This window comes from Microbacterium sp. KR10-403 (assembly GCF_040196215.1).
Taxonomy (GTDB): domain Bacteria; phylum Actinomycetota; class Actinomycetes; order Actinomycetales; family Microbacteriaceae; genus Microbacterium.
Genome location: NZ_JBEGDC010000002.1, coordinates 84,526 through 103,212, shown reverse-complemented (window position 1 = coordinate 103,212; position 18,687 = coordinate 84,526). Strand labels below are relative to the sequence as shown.

Annotated in this window: 14 protein-coding genes; 12 read left to right on the top strand and 2 right to left on the bottom strand. The window is 70.0% G+C overall.

Translation table 11 applies throughout. The features are described from left to right. The first annotated feature begins 15 nt into the window (after positions 1 to 15). Together ABMQ42_RS04255 and ABMQ42_RS04250 are read left to right on the top strand one after the other, a co-directional pair. Positions 16 to 1,506 carry an aldehyde dehydrogenase family protein gene (locus tag ABMQ42_RS04255; RefSeq protein ID WP_349721616.1) on the top strand — a complete coding sequence of 497 codons (1,491 nt, stop codon included), beginning with the start codon at positions 16 to 18 and terminating at the stop codon, positions 1,504 to 1,506. Beyond that, on the top strand, positions 1,503 to 2,354 hold the full coding sequence (locus ABMQ42_RS04250) for an aldehyde dehydrogenase family protein (protein WP_349721615.1): 852 nt from the start codon (positions 1,503 to 1,505) through the stop codon (positions 2,352 to 2,354). The genes ABMQ42_RS04255 and ABMQ42_RS04250 overlap by 4 nt, the downstream gene beginning before the upstream one ends. A 109-nt stretch (positions 2,355 to 2,463) precedes the next feature. On the opposite strand, the gene ABMQ42_RS04245 is transcribed toward ABMQ42_RS04250, so the two are convergent. Further along, positions 2,464 to 3,828 carry an MFS transporter gene (locus ABMQ42_RS04245; RefSeq protein WP_349722073.1) on the bottom strand — a complete coding sequence of 455 codons (1,365 nt, stop codon included), beginning with the start codon at positions 3,826 to 3,828 and terminating at the stop codon, positions 2,464 to 2,466. A 92-nt stretch (positions 3,829 to 3,920) separates the two neighbouring features. On the opposite strand from ABMQ42_RS04245, the gene ABMQ42_RS04240 reads away from it, so the two are divergent. The 5 genes from ABMQ42_RS04240 to ABMQ42_RS04220 all read left to right on the top strand — a co-directional run bounded on the left by ABMQ42_RS04240 (position 3,921) and on the right by ABMQ42_RS04220 (position 11,279). Beyond that, on the top strand, positions 3,921 to 4,130 hold the full coding sequence (locus tag ABMQ42_RS04240) for a heavy-metal-associated domain-containing protein (RefSeq protein WP_349721614.1): 210 nt from the start codon (positions 3,921 to 3,923) through the stop codon (positions 4,128 to 4,130). Next, positions 4,127 to 6,343 (top strand): heavy metal translocating P-type ATPase, encoded by a 2,217-nt coding sequence (locus ABMQ42_RS04235; RefSeq protein ID WP_349721613.1) that lies wholly within the window; start codon positions 4,127 to 4,129, stop codon positions 6,341 to 6,343. Before ABMQ42_RS04240 ends, ABMQ42_RS04235 begins: the two co-directional genes overlap by 4 nt. Before the next feature lie 183 nt (positions 6,344 to 6,526). Further along, positions 6,527 to 8,677, top strand: a complete 2,151-nt coding sequence (locus ABMQ42_RS04230; RefSeq protein ID WP_349721612.1) for a DEAD/DEAH box helicase — start codon at positions 6,527 to 6,529, stop codon at positions 8,675 to 8,677. A 100-nt stretch (positions 8,678 to 8,777) separates the two neighbouring features. Then, positions 8,778 to 9,806 carry an ATP-dependent 6-phosphofructokinase gene (locus ABMQ42_RS04225; protein WP_349721611.1) on the top strand — a complete coding sequence of 343 codons (1,029 nt, stop codon included), beginning with the start codon at positions 8,778 to 8,780 and terminating at the stop codon, positions 9,804 to 9,806. Positions 9,807 to 10,226: 420 nt separating this feature from the next. Next, on the top strand, positions 10,227 to 11,279 hold the full coding sequence (locus ABMQ42_RS04220) for a hypothetical protein (RefSeq protein ID WP_349721610.1): 1,053 nt from the start codon (positions 10,227 to 10,229) through the stop codon (positions 11,277 to 11,279). 113 nt (positions 11,280 to 11,392) lie between these two features. Here ABMQ42_RS04220 and ABMQ42_RS04215 read toward each other — a convergent pair whose 3' ends face one another. Then, the gene (locus ABMQ42_RS04215; RefSeq protein WP_349721609.1) at positions 11,393 to 13,516 is read right to left on the bottom strand and encodes a S9 family peptidase; all 2,124 of its coding nucleotides are present in this window, start codon (positions 13,514 to 13,516) and stop codon (positions 11,393 to 11,395) included. Between the two features lie 170 nt (positions 13,517 to 13,686). Here ABMQ42_RS04215 and ABMQ42_RS04210 point away from each other — a divergent pair, with 170 nt between their 5' ends. The 5 genes from ABMQ42_RS04210 to ABMQ42_RS04190 all read left to right on the top strand — a co-directional run bounded on the left by ABMQ42_RS04210 (position 13,687) and on the right by ABMQ42_RS04190 (position 18,644). Further along, positions 13,687 to 15,180, top strand: a complete 1,494-nt coding sequence (locus tag ABMQ42_RS04210; RefSeq protein WP_349721608.1) for an inorganic phosphate transporter — start codon at positions 13,687 to 13,689, stop codon at positions 15,178 to 15,180. Further along, entirely contained in the window at positions 15,177 to 15,509 is a 333-nt protein-coding gene (locus ABMQ42_RS04205) for a peptidase (RefSeq protein WP_349721607.1), read from the top strand. The genes ABMQ42_RS04210 and ABMQ42_RS04205 overlap by 4 nt, the downstream gene beginning before the upstream one ends. Before the next feature lie 39 nt (positions 15,510 to 15,548). Continuing rightward, on the top strand, positions 15,549 to 16,460 hold the full coding sequence (locus ABMQ42_RS04200) for a phosphodiesterase (protein ID WP_349721606.1): 912 nt from the start codon (positions 15,549 to 15,551) through the stop codon (positions 16,458 to 16,460). Between the two features lie 115 nt (positions 16,461 to 16,575). Continuing rightward, positions 16,576 to 18,048: an aspartate ammonia-lyase gene (locus ABMQ42_RS04195; protein WP_349721605.1), complete on the top strand. Its 1,473-nt coding sequence runs from the start codon at positions 16,576 to 16,578 to the stop codon at positions 18,046 to 18,048. Between the two features lie 86 nt (positions 18,049 to 18,134). Further along, positions 18,135 to 18,644 carry a DUF4190 domain-containing protein gene (locus tag ABMQ42_RS04190; RefSeq protein ID WP_349721604.1) on the top strand — a complete coding sequence of 170 codons (510 nt, stop codon included), beginning with the start codon at positions 18,135 to 18,137 and terminating at the stop codon, positions 18,642 to 18,644. The last annotated feature ends 43 nt before the right edge of the window (positions 18,645 to 18,687 follow it).

Sequence of the window (18,687 nt, the reverse complement as noted above, 5' to 3'; positions counted from 1 at the left end):
GGATTGAGGCGAAGAATGGGATTCCTCGACTACGCGCCCGCGCCCGAATCGCGCGGCATCCTGCACCTGAAGGACGCCTACGGGCTCTTCATCGACGGCGAGTTCGTCGACGGCACCGGCGGCTCGTTCACGACGATCTCACCGGCCGACGAATCGCGCATCGCCGAGATCGCGAGCGCATCCGAGGCCGATGTCGACGCGGCGGTGGCCGCCGCCCGCCGTGCGCACACGAAGGTGTGGGCGAAGATGAGCGGCCGCGACCGCGGCAAGTACCTCTTCCGCATCGCGCGGCTCGTGCAGGAGCGCGCCCGCGAGCTGGCCGTGGCCGAGAGCCTCGACAACGGCAAGCCCATCAAGGAGAGCCGCGACGTCGACGTGCCGCTGGTGGCCGCGTGGTTCTTCTACTACGCCGGCTGGGCCGACAAGCTCGATTACGCGGGCCTGGGCGCGGACCCGCACGGGCTGGGGGTGGCGGGCCAGGTGATCCCCTGGAACTTCCCGCTGCTCATGCTCGCGTGGAAGATCGCACCGGCCCTGGCCAGCGGCAACACGGTGGTGCTCAAGCCCGCCGAGACCACGCCGCTGTCGGCGCTGATCTTCGCTGAGATCCTGCAGCAGGCGGATCTGCCGCCCGGGGTCGTCAACATCGTGACCGGCGCCGGTGCGAGCGGTGCGGCGCTGGTGCGGCATCCCGACGTCGACAAGGTCGCGTTCACCGGATCCACCGCGGTCGGGCGCGACATCGCGCGCGCCGTCGCGGGCACCGGGAAGTCGCTGACGCTCGAACTGGGCGGCAAGGCGGCGAACATCGTCTTCGACGACGCGCCGATCGACCAGGCGATCGAGGGGATCGTCAACGGCATCTTCTTCAACCAGGGCCACGTGTGCTGCGCGGGCAGCCGCCTGCTCGTGCAGGAGTCGATCCACGACGAGGTCATCGACCGGCTCAAGACGCGGCTGGCGACGCTGCGACTGGGCGATCCGCTCGACAAGAACACCGACATCGGCGCCATCAACTCCGCGGCGCAGCTCGAGCGCATCCGCACGCTCAGCGATGCCGGCGAGGCAGAGGGAGCCCAGCGCTGGACGGCCGACTGCGCCCTCCCAGACAAGGGATTCTGGTTCGCCCCGACCGTGTTCACCGGGGTCGAGGCATCCCACCGCATCGCCCGCGAGGAGGTGTTCGGGCCGGTGCTGTCGGTGCTGACGTTCCGCACTCCCGCCGAGGCGATCGCGAAGGCCAACAACACGCCGTACGGGCTGTCGGCGGGCATCTGGAGCGACAAGGGCTCGCGCATCCTCGCCGTGGCCGACAAGCTGCGCGCCGGCGTCGTGTGGGCCAACACCTTCAACCGATTCGATCCGGCGTCGCCGTTCGGCGGCTACAAGGAGTCGGGCTACGGACGCGAGGGTGGCCGGCACGGCCTGGCCGCGTACCTGAAGCCCGCCGGTGCCGCACCGAGGGCCGTCGCCGCGGCGCAGACCCGCAAGGAGGTCGCCCGATGAGCGCCCGACTCACCGTTCCCAAGACCTACAAGCTCGCGATCGGCGGCACGTTCCCGCGCAGCGAGTCCGGTCGCACCTACGAGGTGCGCTCGGCGAAGGGTGACTTCCTGGCGAATGCGGCACTGGCCTCGCGCAAGGACGCCCGTGACGCCGTGCGCGCGGGCCGGTCCGCCGTGGCGGGCTGGGCGGGCGCCACCGCGTACAACCGCGGGCAGGTGCTGTATCGGGTCGCCGAGCTGCTCGAGGGCCGCCGGGCCCAGTTCGTCGATGAGATCGTCGCGCAGGAGGGCGTGTCCGCCGCGGTGGCGGGAGCGCAGGTGGATGCCGCCACCGACCTCTGGGTCTGGTACGCGGGCTGGTGCGACAAATACGCGCAGGTGGCCGGCGGGCTGAACCCCGTCGCGGGCGCGTACTTCAACATCTCCGCACCCGAGCCGACCGGCGTCGTCGCGATCATCGCGCCGCAGGACAGCGCGCTGCTCGGCCTCACGGCCACGGTCGCGCCCGCACTGGTCGCCGGCAACAGCGTCGTGGTCGTGGCCAGCGAGCGGTATCCGCTGTCGGCCATCAGCCTCGCCGAGGTGCTCGCCACGAGCGACGTGCCGGGCGGAGTCGTCAACGTGCTGACCGGCTCGCCCGCCGAGATCGCGCCGCATCTGGCCGACCACGCCGACGTCAACGCCCTCGACCTCGCCGGCGCGGGAGACCTCGACTGGGTCGACCTGCAGATGCGCGCGGCCGAGACGCTGAAGCGCGTGCTCGTGCCGGGGGAGCCGGTGGCCTCGCCCGAGCGCATCGCGGCCTTCACCGAGGTGAAGACGGTCTGGCATCCGAAGAGCATGCTGTAGTCGCGGCATCCCGCGCGCGGCGCTCACAGAGTTCGGAGGAGGCAGCGAACCTCGGACGATTTCGCCGGAAGCATCCGGAGTCGGTGTGATGCTCCGAAGTCTGTGAGCGTCACACGGCACGGGGCGCGGAGTTGCGGATTCCCGCGAACGAGATGACCCCGCCGACGGCCAGCAGCGCCGCGGTCACCAGCGCCGTGCGGTGGAAGCCGGACAGGTCGAGCGCGCCCCCTGCGATCACCCCGAGGAGCGCGACCATGATCAGTCCCGCGACCCGGGCGACGGCGTTGTTGACGGCCGAGGCGATGCCCGAGCGCGCCGGGTCGATCGCGCCCAGCACGGCCGCCGTCAGCGGTGCCACGGTCACGGTCAGCCCGACCCCGAACAGCACGACCGAGGGCAGCACCTGGGTCCAGTAGTCGAAGTCCTCGCGCACGGTGAGCAGCAGCGCCGTGCCGATCGCCATCACCAGGGGGCCGATCGTCATGAACAGGCGGGGCCCGGCCGTTCCCGCCCAGGTGCCGATCTTCGAGCTGAAGACGATCATGATGACCGTCGACGGCAGGCTCGCCAGCCCCGCGAGCGTCGCCGGCAGTCCCGCGCCCTGCTGGAGATAGACGCCGAGCGCGAGGCCGTTCAGCCCGAGCGCGCCGTACACGAACCAGGTCGCGAGGTTGCCGGCCCAGAAGTTGCGCACCCGGAACAGCCCCAGCGGCATCATCGGGGCGCGGGCGAGGTGCTGCCGCACGATGAAGCCGCAGAGGGACAGGATGCCGCCGGCCAGCGGCGCCCAGATCGCCGGCGAGGCCCAGCCCAGGCGCTCCTGCTCGATGAGCGCGAACACCGTGCCGGCCAGCCCCGCCGTGCACAGCACGGCACCGGCCCAATCCACGGTCGCACCGGGCTCGCGTACGTCGCGCTGCCGTAGCACCGCGAGCAGCCAGAGGGTCACCGCGATCGGCAGCACGTTGATGAGGAACACCAGACGCCACGAGACCAGGTCCACGAACACGCCGCCGAGCACGGGCCCCACGAGCATCGCCGCGGTGGTCGCGCCGGTCCAGGTGCCGATCGCCTTCGACTGCGCGGGGCCGCGGAAGGTCGAGGTGATCAGCGCCAGCGAGCTGGGCACGAGCAGGGCGCCGGCGATACCCTGCACGCCCCGCGCGATCACGAGGAACAGGGGATCGGGTGCGGCGGCGATGGCGAGGGATGCCGCGCCGAAGCCGATGAGCCCGGCACGCAGCACCACGACCCGGCCGAAGACGTCGCTCAGCGAGCCTGCGACGAGGATGAGGGATCCGAGCGTGATCAGGTAGGCGTCGACCACCCACTGCTGGGTGACGAGGCCCCCGCCGAGGTCGCGCTGGATCGCGGGCAGCGCGACGGTCACCACCGTGCCGTCGAGGAACGACACGAACGAGGCCAGGATCGCGATGAGCAGCACCAGGCGCTGCCGGCGGTCTGTGGCATCCATCACCTCGTCGTCCACGGTCCACAGATTAGGCCCGGGAATACCCCTAGGGGGTATATCGTTGAGACGATCGGAACCCACGAACCGGAGGAATCATGAGCACCACCACCTATCGCGTCGACGGCATGACCTGCAACCACTGCGTGCAGGCCGTGACCCGCGAGGTCTCGGCGGTGCCCGGTGTGGATGAAGCGGTCGTCGACCTCGCCGCGGGAACGGTCGCCGTCACCGGCGTCGCGGCCGAGTCGGCCGTCGCCGCCGCCGTGGAGGAGGCGGGCTACGCGCTCGCCGGTCAGGCGTCATGACCCGCGAGGCGACCCTCGACATCGAAGGGATGACGTGCGCGAGCTGCGTCGCGCGCGTCGAGAAGCGGCTGCAGAGCGTCGAGGGCGTGAACGCCGCCGTGAACCTCGCCACCGAGTCGGCGAAGGTGAGCTACCCCGACGGCCTCGATGAGCAGCGGCTCGTCGAGGCGGTGCGGCAGGCGGGCTACGACGCGCATCTGCGCATGCCCGAGCACCAGGGCCACCAGCACGACGTCGAAGACGCACCCGGGGCCACGACCCTGCGCACGCGCCTGATCGTCAGTGCGGTCCTGGCGCTGCCGATGGTCGTGCTCGGCATGGTGCCGGCCTGGCAGTTCCCCGGCTGGCAGTGGGCTTCGCTCGTCCTGGCCACGCCGGTCGTGCTCTGGGGCGGCTGGCCGTTCCACCGGGCGACGTTCGCGAACCTGCGTCACGGCGCCATGACGATGGACACGCTCATCACGCTGGGCACGGGTGCCGCGTACCTCTGGAGTGTCTGGGCGCTCGTGTTCGGCACTGCCGGCATGATCGGCATGCGGCACGGCTTCTCGCTGCTGCCCGACGGATCGCCGGCCGGCTCGATGGTGTATTTCGAGGTCGCCTCGGCGGTCACCGTCTTCCTGCTGCTGGGGCGCTTCATCGAGCAGCGTTCGAAGCGGCGGGCAGGGAGCGCCCTGCACGCGCTGCTGGCCCTCGGCGCCAAGGACGTCGAGCTCGCCGACGGCACCCGCGTGCCCGTCGACCGCCTGCGCGTGGGCGATGTGTTCGTCACCCGCCCGGGCGAGAAGGTCGCCACCGACGGCATCGTGCGCCAGGGCGCGGCATCGATCGATCAGAGCATGCTCACCGGCGAGTCCGTCCCGGTGGACGTGACGGAGGGGGGTGCCGCCACCGGCGGCACCATCGTGGCCGACGGGCGCCTGCTGATCGAGGCGACCTCGGTCGGCGACGACACGCGCCTGGCGAAGATGGCGCGGCTGGTCGAAGACGCGCAGACGGGCAAGAGCCGCGTGCAGCGGCTGGCCGATCGCATCTCGGCCGTGTTCGTCCCGGTGGTCATCGCGCTCGCCGTGCTGACCCTGATCGGCTGGCTCGTGGCGGGGCAGCCGATCGCCGCGGGGTTCACCGCCGCGGTCGCGGTGCTCATCATCGCGTGCCCGTGCGCGCTGGGGCTTGCGACCCCCATCGCGATCCTTGTCGGCACGGGGCGGGGCGCCCAGCTCGGCATCCTCATCACCGGGCCCGAATCGCTTGAGCAGACCGAGAAGATCGACACAGTGGTGCTCGACAAGACCGGCACGGTCACGAGCGGCCGGATGACGCTCGTGGATGTGGCCGTGGCATCCGGCACCTCCCGCGACGAGGCGCTGAGGATCATCGCCGCCGTCGAGGGCGGATCCGAGCACCCCGTGGCCCGTGCCGTCGTGGACGGAGCGGAGGCGGTGGATGCCGTGCCCGCCGTGCACGCGTTCCGCAACCACGCCGGGCACGGCGTGACGGGCGACGTCGACGGGCGGCGGGTGTTCGCCGGACGGCCGTCGTTCGCGACCGCCCAGGGCGCCCCGGTGCCGCCCGACCTCGCCGCCGCGGTGGAGCACGCCGAGCAGCGCGGCACCGCCGTGGTCGCCGGGTGGGCCGAGCCCGGTGAGCAGCCGCGGGTGCGCGCCGTGCTGACCGTCGCCGACACCGTGCGGCCCACGAGCGCGGACGCGGTCGCGCGCCTGCGCGCGCTGGCACTGCGCACCGTCCTGCTGACCGGCGACAACGCCACGGTCGCCGCGGCCGTGGCCGCCGAGGTGGGCATCGACGACGTGATCGCGGGTGTCCTGCCCGAGCAGAAGGTGGCCGAGATCGTCCGCCTGCGGGGCGCGGGGCACCGCGTCGCGATGGTCGGCGACGGCGTGAACGACGCCGCCGCGCTGGCGACCGCCGACCTCGGCATCGCCATGGGCGGGGGCACCGACGCGGCGATGCATGCCAGCGACATCACGCTCGTGCGCAGCGACCTGGATGCGGCCGTCGATGCGGTGCGGCTCAGCCGTCGCACGATGGCGATCATCCGCGGCAACCTGTTCTGGGCGTTCGCGTACAACGTCGCAGCGATCCCCTTGGCGGCACTCGGCCTGCTGAACCCGATGATCTCGGGGGCGGCCATGGCGTTCTCCAGTGTGTTCGTGGTGCTCAACAGCCTGCGGCTGCGCCGCGCGCCGTGACATCGGTGCGCGAAATCTCTGCGCGGATGCCGTAGAATACCCAGCGGGGGAGCGGCACGCGCAGAAGCGTGATGTTCGCCGCCGCCCCAGCTCCGCAGGCTTCGCCTTCCCGTCGCGGGGCCTGCACGAACCACCGGTTTCCGGCGTTAACGCAGCAGCCGGTCACTCACGCTCAGGAGGAGCATGCCGACCACGGCACCCGCGCAGACGCGCCGCCGCTCGTCGTCCGCACGTCGCGACGACGAGGCACCCATCATCCCCATCCTCGCCCGCAAGGTCCGCGAGGTCGAAGCCAAGGCCCAGCGCGGCAAGCTCGGCCCCACGAACCGGGTGAAGTTCCAGGTCATCGCCTTCCTGGTGCGCGAAGAGCGCGCCCGGGTCAAGGGCGACACCGAGATCGCCGACTCCTCGCGCGCCGAGCTGCTCAAGCGCCTCGACGGCGTGGCGACGATCCTCGCGAAGACCGCCGCCCGCGACACCTCGCTGATCCAGCTGCTCGAGGTCGATCAGGCGACCTCGCCGGTCGCCAAGCGCATGCGCCGCGACTGGCTGCTCGAGTCGGGGGCGGAGCTCGCCCCCGACGAGCTCATCATCACCGACGTCGCCCCGGTCGTCACCGCAGCCCCCGTGGTGCCCGCCGCGCTCGCCGAGCGCCAGGTGGTGCCGCCGCAGATCGAGGCGCGGCGCGAGTCGAACCCGTTCCTGGCGCCCGACCTGCTCCTGCACGCTCCGACCACGACGCCGCGCCGGCGCCTCGACAGCTGGGAGCTCATGGGCCCCCTCTACAAGGCGTTCGAGTCCGGCGCCGGCGGGGGAGCGGCGACCATGGAGCTGCCCGAGGTCCCCGAGTTCGACCGTCTCTCGCCTCGCGGGCGCGAGATCATGCCGCACCAGTCGCGCTTCCTCGAGGCCGTCCGCGACGGTCACCGCACCTTCCTCCTCGCCGATGAGCCGGGCCTGGGCAAGACGGCGGAGTCGGTGCTCGCGGCATCCGTCGCCGATGCCTTCCCGCTGCTGGCGGTGGTCCCCAACGTCGTCAAGATGAACTGGGCACGCGAGGTCGAGCGGTGGACACCGCACCGGCGCGCGACCGTCATCTCGGGCGACGGCGAGGACGTGGACGCGTTCGCCGACGTGTTCATCATCAACTACGAGATCCTCGACCGGCACCTGTCGTGGCTGAGCACCCTGGGGCTGAAGGGGCTCGTCGTCGACGAGGCGCACTTCATCAAGAACCTCACGTCGCAGCGCTCGCAGAACGTGCTGGCGCTCGCCGCGAGCATCCGCGAGCAGGTCCGCGACCCGCTGCTGCTGGCGCTGACCGGTACGCCGCTGATCAACGACGTCGAGGACTTCGACGCGATCTGGCGCTTCCTCGGGTGGACGAACGGCACCAAGCCCGGCACCGAGCTCATGGAGAAGCTCGACGCCACCGGGCTCACGCCGGCCGACAAGGCCTTCTACCCCGAGGCCCGCGACGCGGTGATCTCGATGGGCATCGTGCGGCGCAAGAAGAAGGATGTCGCCGCAGACCTGCCCGACAAGCTCATCGCCGACCTGCCCGTCGAGCTGGACGACGAGTACGGACGCTCGATCCGCCAGGCCGAGCAGGAGCTCGGCGCACGCCTGGCCGCTCGCTACCGCCGGATCATCGAGGCGCGCGGCGACCGGGGACTCGCCCCCGGCGAGATCGACGACGACATCGTGCGGCTGGTCGCTCAGAACGAGCTCGACGAGTCGAAGGCCGCCGGCACCGGCTCCGAGAACGTCTTCACGATGGTGCGCCGCATCGGTCAGGCCAAGGCGCAGCTCGCGGCCGATTACGCCGTGCAGCTGCACCGCTCGGTGGGCAAGGTCGTCTTCTTCGCGAAGCACATCGACGTGATGGATGCCGCAGAGGCCCACTTCGCGGCATCCGGCGTCCGATACGTCTCGGTCCGCGGCGAGCAGTCCACGCCCGCGCGCCAGGAGGCCATCGACGCGTTCAACAACGACCCCGACGTCGGATTCGCGGTCTGCTCGCTGACCGCCGCCGGCGTGGGCCTGAACATGCAGGCCGCGTCCAACGTCGTGCTCGCCGAGCTCAGCTGGACCGCCGCCGAGCAGACGCAGGCGATCGACCGTGTGCACCGCATCGGCCAGGACGAGCCGGTCACCGCGTGGCGGATCATCGCCGCGCACACGATCGACACCAAGATCGCCGAGCTCATCGACTCCAAGCAGGGCCTGGCGGCCCGTGCGCTCGATGGCCAGGTCGTCGAGCCGGGCTCGAGCGACTCGGTGCAGCTGTCGGCGCTCATGCACCTGACCCGGCAGGCCCTCGGCGGCCAGTGACACGCCCGACCGGGCCGTGTGGCAGGGCCGGGCGCGCGGCAGTAGTGTCGTGGGTGGCGACGTCGCCGGCATCCCTCCCTCTCGAAGCAAGGACCTGCGCATGAAGATCGGCATCCTGACCAGCGGCGGCGACTGCCCCGGACTGAACGCGGTCATCCGCGGTGTGGTGCTCAAGGGCACGACTGCGTACGACATGGAGTTCGTGGGGATCCGCGACGGATGGCGCGGCGTCGTCGACGCCGACTTCTTCCCGCTGACCCGGCATGACGTGAAGGGCCTGTCGAAGGTCGGGGGGACGATCCTCGGCACCAGCCGCACCAACCCCTACGAGGGGCCGCGCGGCGGCGCCGAGAACATCGCGAAGACGCTCTACGGGCACCGCATCGACGGCATCATCGCGATCGGCGGTGAGGGCACGCTGGCGGCGGCCAACCGCCTGGCCAACGACGGCATCAACGTGCTGGGCGTGCCCAAGACGATCGACAACGATCTGCGCGCGACCGACTACTCGTTCGGGTTCGACACCGCGGTGAACATCGCGACCGAGGCCATGGACCGCCTGCGCACCACCGGCGACTCGCACCAGCGCTGCATGGTCGCCGAGGTCATGGGCCGGCACGTCGGCTGGATCGCCCTGCACGCGGGCATGGCCGCCGGGGCGCACGCCATCTGCATCCCCGAGGTGCCGATGTCGATCGACGAGATCTGCGACCTGGTGACCAAGGCCCACGACCGCGGTCGTGCGCCGCTCGTCGTCGTGTCCGAGGGCTTCACCCTGACCGGCATGACCGAGGCATACAGCGACAAGGGGCTCGACGCCTTCAACCGCCCGCGTCTGGGCGGCATCGGCGATGTCATCGCGCCCGAGATCGAGCGGATCACGGGCATCGAGACCCGTGCGACCGTGCTCGGCCACATCCAGCGCGGCGGGTCGCCGTCGGCGTTCGACCGGGTGCTCGCCACCCGCCTGGGCCTGCACGCCGCCGACGCGATCGTCGAGGGCGCCTGGGGGCAGATGGTCGCGATGCGCGGCACCGACATCGTGCGCGTCTCGTTCGACGAGGCGCTCGGCGAGCTCAACACCGTGCCGCAGTACCGCTACGACGAGGCCGCCGCGCTCTTCGGCTGAAGCGCGCGCGGTCACGCCCGTTTTCGGCTCACGCGGCACTTACCACCGGCCCTTCGCATCGAGACCGGGGAATTCTGCCGAGACCGAGGTCGCTGCCATGGGTTTCGGCTGAAGTCCTCGGTATCGATGACCGCCCTGCGCGGGGTCCCGGCGCGGAACGCGGTGACGTCTCTCGAGGTGAGGGGGACGGGCCGATCGCGTCGTCGGCGCGGTGCGCCCCTTCTCCTCGCTGGGACCGGGGAATCCCGCCGAGACCGAGGCCATCGCCATGAGTTTCGGCGAGATTCCCCGGTCTCGGCGAGTGAGACCCGCCCACGCAACTGCGCATCGGTTCCTCCCCAAGGGAGGCATGCGGGTGAGTTCTCCACAGATCTCGTGTGCGCGCCTTCCACGCCTCAGTTCTGCCGTGATCCTGGGGAGATGGGAGAACGGGATGCCGCAAGCCTGGCCACACTGCTTTTCGCCCGCGAGCAGCCAACAAAGGTTGGTCGGCTCGATCGAGACAGCGCACTGTATCGCGTACGTCCGGGCGTGTACGTGCGGCGTGAGGAATGGGCCGCCCTGAAACCGTGGGAGTGCTATCGCCTTCGGGTCGAAGCCGTCGCGCGGACATGGTCGTCGCCAGTGTTCTGTCTCGAGTCGGCGGCGGCGCTCCTCGGGCTTCCGTTGTTCGGTGAGCCACGCTTCATCCACCTACTCTCCGTCGACGGAAGGTCGTGGCGCGAAGGCGACGTCATCGTGCACGGCACGCGCGATGAGCGCGAGATCGTCACGAGTGGGGGCATGTCGGGCACCGCGCTTCGCGAGACTGCTGTGGACCTTGTGCGGGTGCTTCCACCTGCCTTCGCCATGGCTGTCGCGGATCGGACTCTTCGTGTCCTCGACCAGAAGGGTGAGACCCTTGACTTCAGCGAGTTCGGACGGGCCCAGTCGTCGCGTCGAGGGGTGCGACAGCTCGACTGGGTCGAGGCTCACGCCGATCCGCTCGCCGAGTCGGCCGAGGAGTCAGCCAGTCGCGTCGTCATCCGATGGCTCGGCTACGAAGACCCCGAGTTGCAGGTGGTTTTCCGCTACGAGGGTGTCGAGGACCGGACCGACTTCTACTGGCGACGGCAGCGCAGAGTCGGCGAGTCCGACGGATACGGCAAGTACGACGCGAGCGACCCGGCGGCGATGAAGGCGCACTTCGTACGGGAGAAGAAGCGCGAAGATCGCCTCCGGCGATACGAGGACGGCTTTTTGCGCTGGGACTGGCCCGACACCATGCGCTGGCAGCCGCTAGACCGCAAGCTCGCCGTCGGCGGGCTCGAACGTGTGCGTCCGATACAGAGGGCGATGCTCGCGACCCTCGCCGACAACCCTCGTTCACTGACCGCCGATGAGCGGTCGAAGCTGTTCCGGGACGGTATACGGGGTCACCGAAATCGGGGATCTGCGGCGAGACCGAGGGCGACGTCATCGGTTTCGGCATGAACCTCCGGTCTCGGCGCCGGAGCGACGTCAAACCCCCGGTCTCGGCGCGGGAGTGACGCCGGAGCCCGACCCCGGCTCAGGCCGCGGCCGCCGCAACCGCTCAGCGCGGCGTGTCAGGCCCCCGCGACGCCGAGCACGTCGAACAACCAGGCGAGCTCGTAGGCGCGCTCGCGCCAGGCGTTGTAGCGGCCGCTCACGCCGCCGTGGCCGGCGACCATCTCGCACTTCAGCAGGGCGTCGGCCCCGGCCTCGCGCAGGGCTGCGACCCACTTGGCGGGCTCGACGTACAGCACACGGGTGTCGTTCAGTGAGGTGACCGCGAGGATGCGCGGGTATGCCGCATCCGCCCGCACGTTCTCGTACGGCGAGTACGACTGCATGTACGCGTACACGGCGGGCGAGTGCAGCGGGTCGCCCCACTCGTCCCACTCGATGACGGTCAGCGGCAGCGACGGGTCGAGGATCGAGGTCAGCGCATCGACGAACGGCACGTCGGCGAGCACGCCCGCGAACAGCTCGGGCCGCATGTTGGCGATGGCGCCCATCAGCAGCCCGCCGGCCGAACCGCCCTCGGCGACGAGGCGGTCCGGCACCGCGTAGCCGCCGGCGATGAGGTGATCCGCGCAGTCGAGGAAGTCGGTGAACGTGTTGCGCTTGCGCATCGTCTTGCCGTCTTCGTACCACTGCCGGCCCATCTCGCCGCCTCCGCGCACATGAGCCACGGCGAACACGACGCCCCGGTCGAGCTCGCTCAGCCGCGCGACCGAGAAGCCGGGCTCGATCGAGTGCTCGTAGGACCCGTACCCGTACAGATGCAGCGGGCGGGGTGCGTCACCGGGGGTGCCGAACGCGCGTTTCCACACGAGCGAGATCGGCACCTGCACGCCGTCGTGCGCCGTGGCCCACACCCGCGCCTGGTCGTAGTCCGCCGGGTCGTAGCCGCCGAGCACCGGCTGCCGCTTGCGCAGCAGCTTCTCGCCGGTCGCGACGACGTAGTCGTAGACGGTGCTCGGCGTCACGAACGAGGTGTATCCGAGCCGCAGCATCGGCGGCGCCCACTCCGGGTTGCCGGCCAGGCCCGCGGCGTACAGCGGTTCGTCGAACGCGAGTTCGTCGATGCGGCTGTTCTCGTAGTCGAACATCCCCAGCCGGGCCAGGCCCTCGCGTCGGTACGCGATGACCGCGAAGTCGCGGAACGTCGACAGGCCGAGCAGCCGGCGCCCCGGCTCGTGCGCGACGACGACGGTCGGCTCCGCCGAGGGGGTGGATGCCGCGACCCGGACGAGCTCGAAGTCCAGGGCGTTCCGATTGTGCAGGATGTAGAGCACATCCTCGCCGTCGACGACGGCGTGGTCGCTGTCGTATTCGACGCCCTCTTCGCGCGGCCACACGACCCGCGGCGCGGAGCGCAGGTCCGCGGCATCCACCAGCCATTCCTCACTGGTGATCGACGAGCCGACCGCGATCATGAGGTAGCGGTCGCTGCGCGTGAAGCCCGCGCCGACCCAATAGCGCTCGTCGGGCTCGTGGAACAGCTGCGCGTCGTCGGCCACGGGGGTGCCCAGCTCGTGCAGCCAGACGGTGTCGGGGCGCCAGGCGTCGTCGACGGTCAGATAGACGATGTACCGGCCGTCGGGGGAGAAGGACGCCCCGGCCGACGTGTTCGGGATCTCGTCGGGCAGGTTCGCCCCGGTATGCAGATCGCGCACCTTCAGGGTGTAGCGCTCATCGCCTTCGACATCGACGCCGTACAGCAGCATCGTGCCGTCCTTCGACACCTCGAAGCTGCCCAGCGAGAAGAACTCCTGGCCCTCGGCCTCGGCATTGCCGTCGAGGATGATCTGCTCGCCGGCGACGTCGGCGTCGGTCGTCAGCTCCGGTGGAGTCCAGTCGTGGGGGGAGGCCAGCGGTGCCCGGCAGTGGACGCCGTACTGCCTGCCCTCGAGAGTGCGGCCGTAATACCACCAGCCGCCCTCGCGCACCGGAACCGAAAGATCGGTTTCCTTAGTACGTCCCTTGATCTCGCTGAAGACGGTGTCACGGAGCCCGGCGAGGTGCGCGGTGCGCGCCTCGGTGTACGCGTTCTCGGCGTGCAAATGCTCGATGACCTGGGGATCGTCCTTCTCCCGCAACCACTCGTACGGGTCCAGGAAGGTGTCGCCGTGATGCGTCCGCGCCACCGGGCGACGCGGGGTGACGGGAGCGGAAAGGTCTGCAGCGCTGCGAACATCGGTCACGCGACCACGTTAGCCGCCCGATCTGGGAGCCGCAGGTTCACAGGGGCCAGGCGGGCATGAGAGGATTTGACCCGGGCCGGGCAGCCGGAGCACCCCATCGTCGTGAACATTTCGTTCGCATCGTCGGCGTCGCCGGCATCCCTCGATCCCTGACTCCCGGAAAGCGAACGGTGGAAACCGCAGCCCTGATCGTCGTGCTGGTCATCGCGCTGGCTCTGTTCTTCGACTTCACCAACGGATTCCATGACACCGCGAATGCGATGGCGACGCCCATCGCGACGGGCGCGCTCAAGCCCAAGGTCGCGGTGGGACTGGCCGCCGGCCTGAATCTGGTGGGTGCGTTCCTGTCCACGGAGGTGTCGAAGACCGTCTCCCACGGCATCATCCGCGAGGACCAGATCAGCGCGAGTCATGTGGACTTCCTGCCGCTCATCTTCGCGGGCCTTGTGGGCGCCGTCGTCTGGAACATGCTCACGTGGCTTCTCGGGCTGCCGTCGAGCTCCTCGCACGCGCTGTTCGGCGGCCTGGTCGGCGCGACCCTCGTCGGCTTCGGTGTGTCGGGCGTCGACTTCGGGGTGCTGCTGAGCAAGATCATCCTCCCGGCGCTGCTGTCGCCGCTCACCGCCGGAGTCATCGCGTTCATCGTGACGCGTATGGCCTACGCGATGACCCGTCGCTATGACGGCAAGCCCGACGGCCGAAGCGGCTTCCGCTGGGGCCAGATCTTCACCTCGTCGATGGTGGCGCTCGCGCACGGCACGAACGACGCGCAGAAGACGATGGGCATCATCACCCTGGCGCTCATCATGGCGGGGTGGCAGGACAAGAGCCATGCCGATCCGCACATCTGGGTCATCTTCGCCTGTGCGTTCACGATCGCGGCGGGCACGTACCTCGGCGGCTGGCGCATCATCCGCACACTCGGCAAGGGCCTCACCGACGTCAAGCCCGCGCAGGGCTTCTCCGCAGAGACCTCGACGGCGGCGACGATCCTCGCCTCGAGCGCCCTCGGCTTCGCCCTGTCGACCACGCAGGTCGCCTCCGGATCGGTGATCGGATCGGGGCTGGGCCGACGCGGCTCGAAGGTGCGCTGGGGCACCGCGGGCAAGATCGCCGTCGGCTGGCTGCTGACACTGCCCGCGGCAGGTCTCGTGGGGGCACTGGCCGCACTCATCGTGCGCTGGCTGCCCACCTGGGGGCTGCTGGTGGATGCCGTGATCGCCCTCGTGATCATCATCGCGCTGTTCCTGCGGTCACGGCGCGACGCCGTCACGGCGGCCAATGCGATGAGCGACGTCGCCGAGTCGGGCATGGCGGTCAAGGTGAAGAAGAACCCGCCGCCGACGCGCCGTCAGCGTGCGATCATCCGCGAGCAGGAGCGTCTCAAGGCCGAGGAGAAGGCACGCCGCAAGGCGGAGGAGCGCGAGCGCGAGCGCCGCCGGGCCGATGAGGAGGCGCGGCGCAGAGCCGAGAAGAAGGCCAAGGCGAAGGCCGACGCGAAGAAGAGCTCCGACGAGAAGAAGAAGTCGGACGCCAAGAAGAAGGCCGACGCCAAGAAGAACGCCGACGCGAAGAAGAAGGCCGACACCGAGGCGAGGAAGAAGGCCGACGTGGCGAAGAAGAGCGACAAGAAGAAGTCCACGGCGGGGAAGGGCGGAAAATGAGCATCGACATCGACTGGCTGGCGTTCATCCGCGTCTTCGTGGTGGCACTGATCGGCGCCGTGCTCGTGGTGGGCTTCTACGCCGCGGGGCTGCGCATGCTCGTGCGTGCGGGGCGGGTGCCGGTCGTGGCCCCCGCCGAGTTCACCGACGCGATCACCGTGATCAGCCCCAAGCAGGCGGCCAAGGCGGAGAAGGCCGCGGCCAAGGCCGCGAAGAAGAGCCCACTCACCGACGGCCAGAGGCTGCTCGCGCTGATCGCCGCCTACGCGTCCTTCGGCCTGTGCGCACTCGCCGTGCTCGGCGGCATCCTGCTGATCGTCCTGCACTGACCGCGAGGCGGTGGGGGAGCCCGTCGTTAGGGTGGGGGGATGGATGCCGCTCCCGTCCGATTCGGATCGCACGAGCCCGCGCAGCGGGTGATCGTCCATGTCAGCGACACGCATCTCCTCGCGGGCAATCGGCCGCTCGGCGGGGCGTATGACACCGCCGGCAACCTCGGCCGCACGCTCGCGGCGATCGAGAATCTCGCCGTGCGGCCCGACGCCGTCGTCTTCACCGGCGACCTCACCGATCTCGGCGAGCCCGGGGCCTACGCCGCGCTGAAAGCGGCGGTCGAGCCGGTCGCCGAGCGGCTGGGCGCACAGCTGGTGTGGGTCGCCGGCAACCACGACGAGAGACCCGAGCTGCATCGCGATCTGCTCGGGCAGCCGCCCACGCAAGAGCCGGTCACGGCCGTCCACGACCTGCGCGGCCTGCGCCTGGTCGCGCTCGATTCGTCGGTGCCGGGCTGGCACCACGGCGATCTCGACGACGCCCAGCTCGCGTGGCTGCGCGAGGTGCTGGCCGAACCCGCGCCCCTGGGCACGATCCTCGCCCTGCATCATCCGCCGCTGCCCAGCCATCTGCCCCTGTTCGACATCCTCGAGCTGCGCCATCAGGATGCGCTGGCCGAGGTGATCCGCGGCACCGATGTCCGCGGCATCCTCGCCGGTCATCTGCACTATTCCACGCACGGCATGTTCGCCGGCGTCGAGGTGAGCGTGGCGGCGGCGACGTGCTACACGATGAATCTCGCGCGCCCGGCGGCGCGGGTCAACGGGATGGACGCCGGCCAGTCGTTCCATCTCGTGCACGTGTACGACGACACGATCACCCACGCGGTGGTGCCGGTCGTCGACGCGCCGACGGGGGACTTCTTCGACGAGGAGTGGGTGGCCCGGATGGCGGCGCTCAGCCCGGAAGAGCGGCTGGAGGCTTTTTCGCGCAAACCTGCGCGGTGACACTACTCGGCGTCCATCGATGCGGTGCCACGCGCCATCGTGTACAGATTTCGCCGGAGAGTGGGCGGGTAGGCTCGGGAACACAACCATCCGCCGTGACCCACAAGGACGCACAATGGCACAGGACGCAATGTCGCGCACCCGCACCGAGACCGACTCGCTCGGCTCCCTCGAGATCCCCGCCGATGCCTACTGGGGCATCCACACCGAGCGGGCCCTGGAGAACTTCCCGATCGCGAAACGACCGATCTCGGTGTACAGCGACTTCGTTCGCGCACTGGCGATGGTCAAGCAGGCCTCGGCGCGCGCCAATGCCGAGATCGGCGTGCTCTCGCACGACAAGGCCGACCTCATCGATCGGGCGTCCCAGCTCGTCATCGACGGCAAATACCACGATCAGTTCGTCGTGGGCGTCATCCAGGGCGGTGCCGGCACCTCGACGAACATGAACGCGAACGAGGTCATCACCAACGTCGCGCTCGAGCTCGCCGGCCGCGAAAAGGGCGACTATGCGTTCCTCGCCCCGATCGACGACACCAACCGCAGCCAGTCGACCAACGACGTCTACCCGACGGCCATCAAGATCGGGCTGTCGCTCGTGCTGCGCACGCTGCTCGACGAGCTCGACCTGTTGCGCAAGAGCTTCCTGAACAAGGCCGTCGAGTTCCACGACGTGCTCAAGGTCGGCCGCACCCAGCTGCAGGACGCCGTCCCGATGACCCTCGGGCAGGAGTTCCACGGCTTCGCCACCACCCTCGGCGAAGACCTGCAGCGCCTCACCGAGAACGCGAGCCTGCTCACCGAGATCAACATGGGCGCCACCGCGATCGGCACCGGCATCACCACGCACCCCGGCTATGCGCCCTCGGTGCTGCGGCACCTTCGCGAGATCTCGGGCGTCGACCTGTCGACGGCGACCGACCTCGTCGAGGCGACCAGCGACACCGGCTCGTTCATGTCGTTCTCCTCCTCGCTGAAGCGCAACGCGATCAAGCTCTCGAAGATCTGCAACGACCTGCGTCTGCTCTCGAGCGGTCCGCAGGCCGGTCTCGGCGAGATCAACCTCCCCGCCCGTGCGGCCGGCTCATCGATCATGCCGGGCAAGGTCAACCCGATCATCCCCGAGGTCGTCAACCAGGTCGCGTTCTCCGTCGTCGGCGCCGACATGACCGTGACGATGGCAGCTGAGGCCGGGCAGCTGCAGCTCAACGCGTTCGAGCCGGTGATCGCCCACTCGATCTTCCAATCGATCACGTGGATGCGGCAGGCCATGTGGACGCTGCGCGTCAACTGCGTCGACGGCATCACCGCGAACCGCGAGCGTCTGGGCGCGATGGTCGGCTCGTCGGTGGGCGTCGTGACGGCGCTCACGCCCTTCATCGGCTACGCGGCCTCCGCGGCCCTTGCCAAGACGGCGCTGCTCACCCACCGCAACATCGCCGATCTCGTCGTGGAAGCGGGCCTCATGAGCCGCGAAGAGGTGACCAAGCAGCTGTCGCCCGCGCGTCTGTCGGGTCTGGAGACGATGACGGCGGCGATCCCGGTGGTGCAGGCCGCCGAGAACGTGGTGGCCGACGCGAAGGCCTGATCGGCGACACGGCGTCACGGGGCTGTCGGTGGGCGAGCGCGCCCGATAGCGTGGGGGACGAATCTGTCCCGCACTGGAGGTACTCCATGTCCGACGTCCCACAGAACCCCGAGCAGCCGCAGCAGCCCGAGCAGCCGTCGGCGGTGCCTCCGGCACCACAGCCGCCGGCCTATGCGCAGGCGCCGTCCGCACCCGCGGCGGACCAGCCGGCCTACGGTCAGGCGCCCGCGTACGGCGCCGGCTATCCGCAGGCCCCGGCCTACGGACAGCCCGCGCCGTCGACCACCTACCCCGGCAAGACCCTCGGCCTCGTGGCGTTCATCTGTTCGCTGGCGGGTCTGGTCACCGGCATCGGTGCGCTCGTCGGCCTGGTCCTCGGCATCGTGGCGATGGTGCAGAGCAAGCGCGCCGGCCAGAAGAACGGCTTCGCGCTGGCGGGCATCATCATCGGCGCGATCCTGGTGGTCCTCGCCATCGTGATCATCATCATCGCCATCGCCGTCGCGGCGGCGGCCATCGGCCACCTCAGCGAGGTGTGCCAGGAGCTCGGCAGCGGTCAGCACGTGGTCGGCGGCATCACCTACACCTGCCCGTGACGCACTGACATCCTGAAACACGCGAAGGGCGGCGGATCTCTCC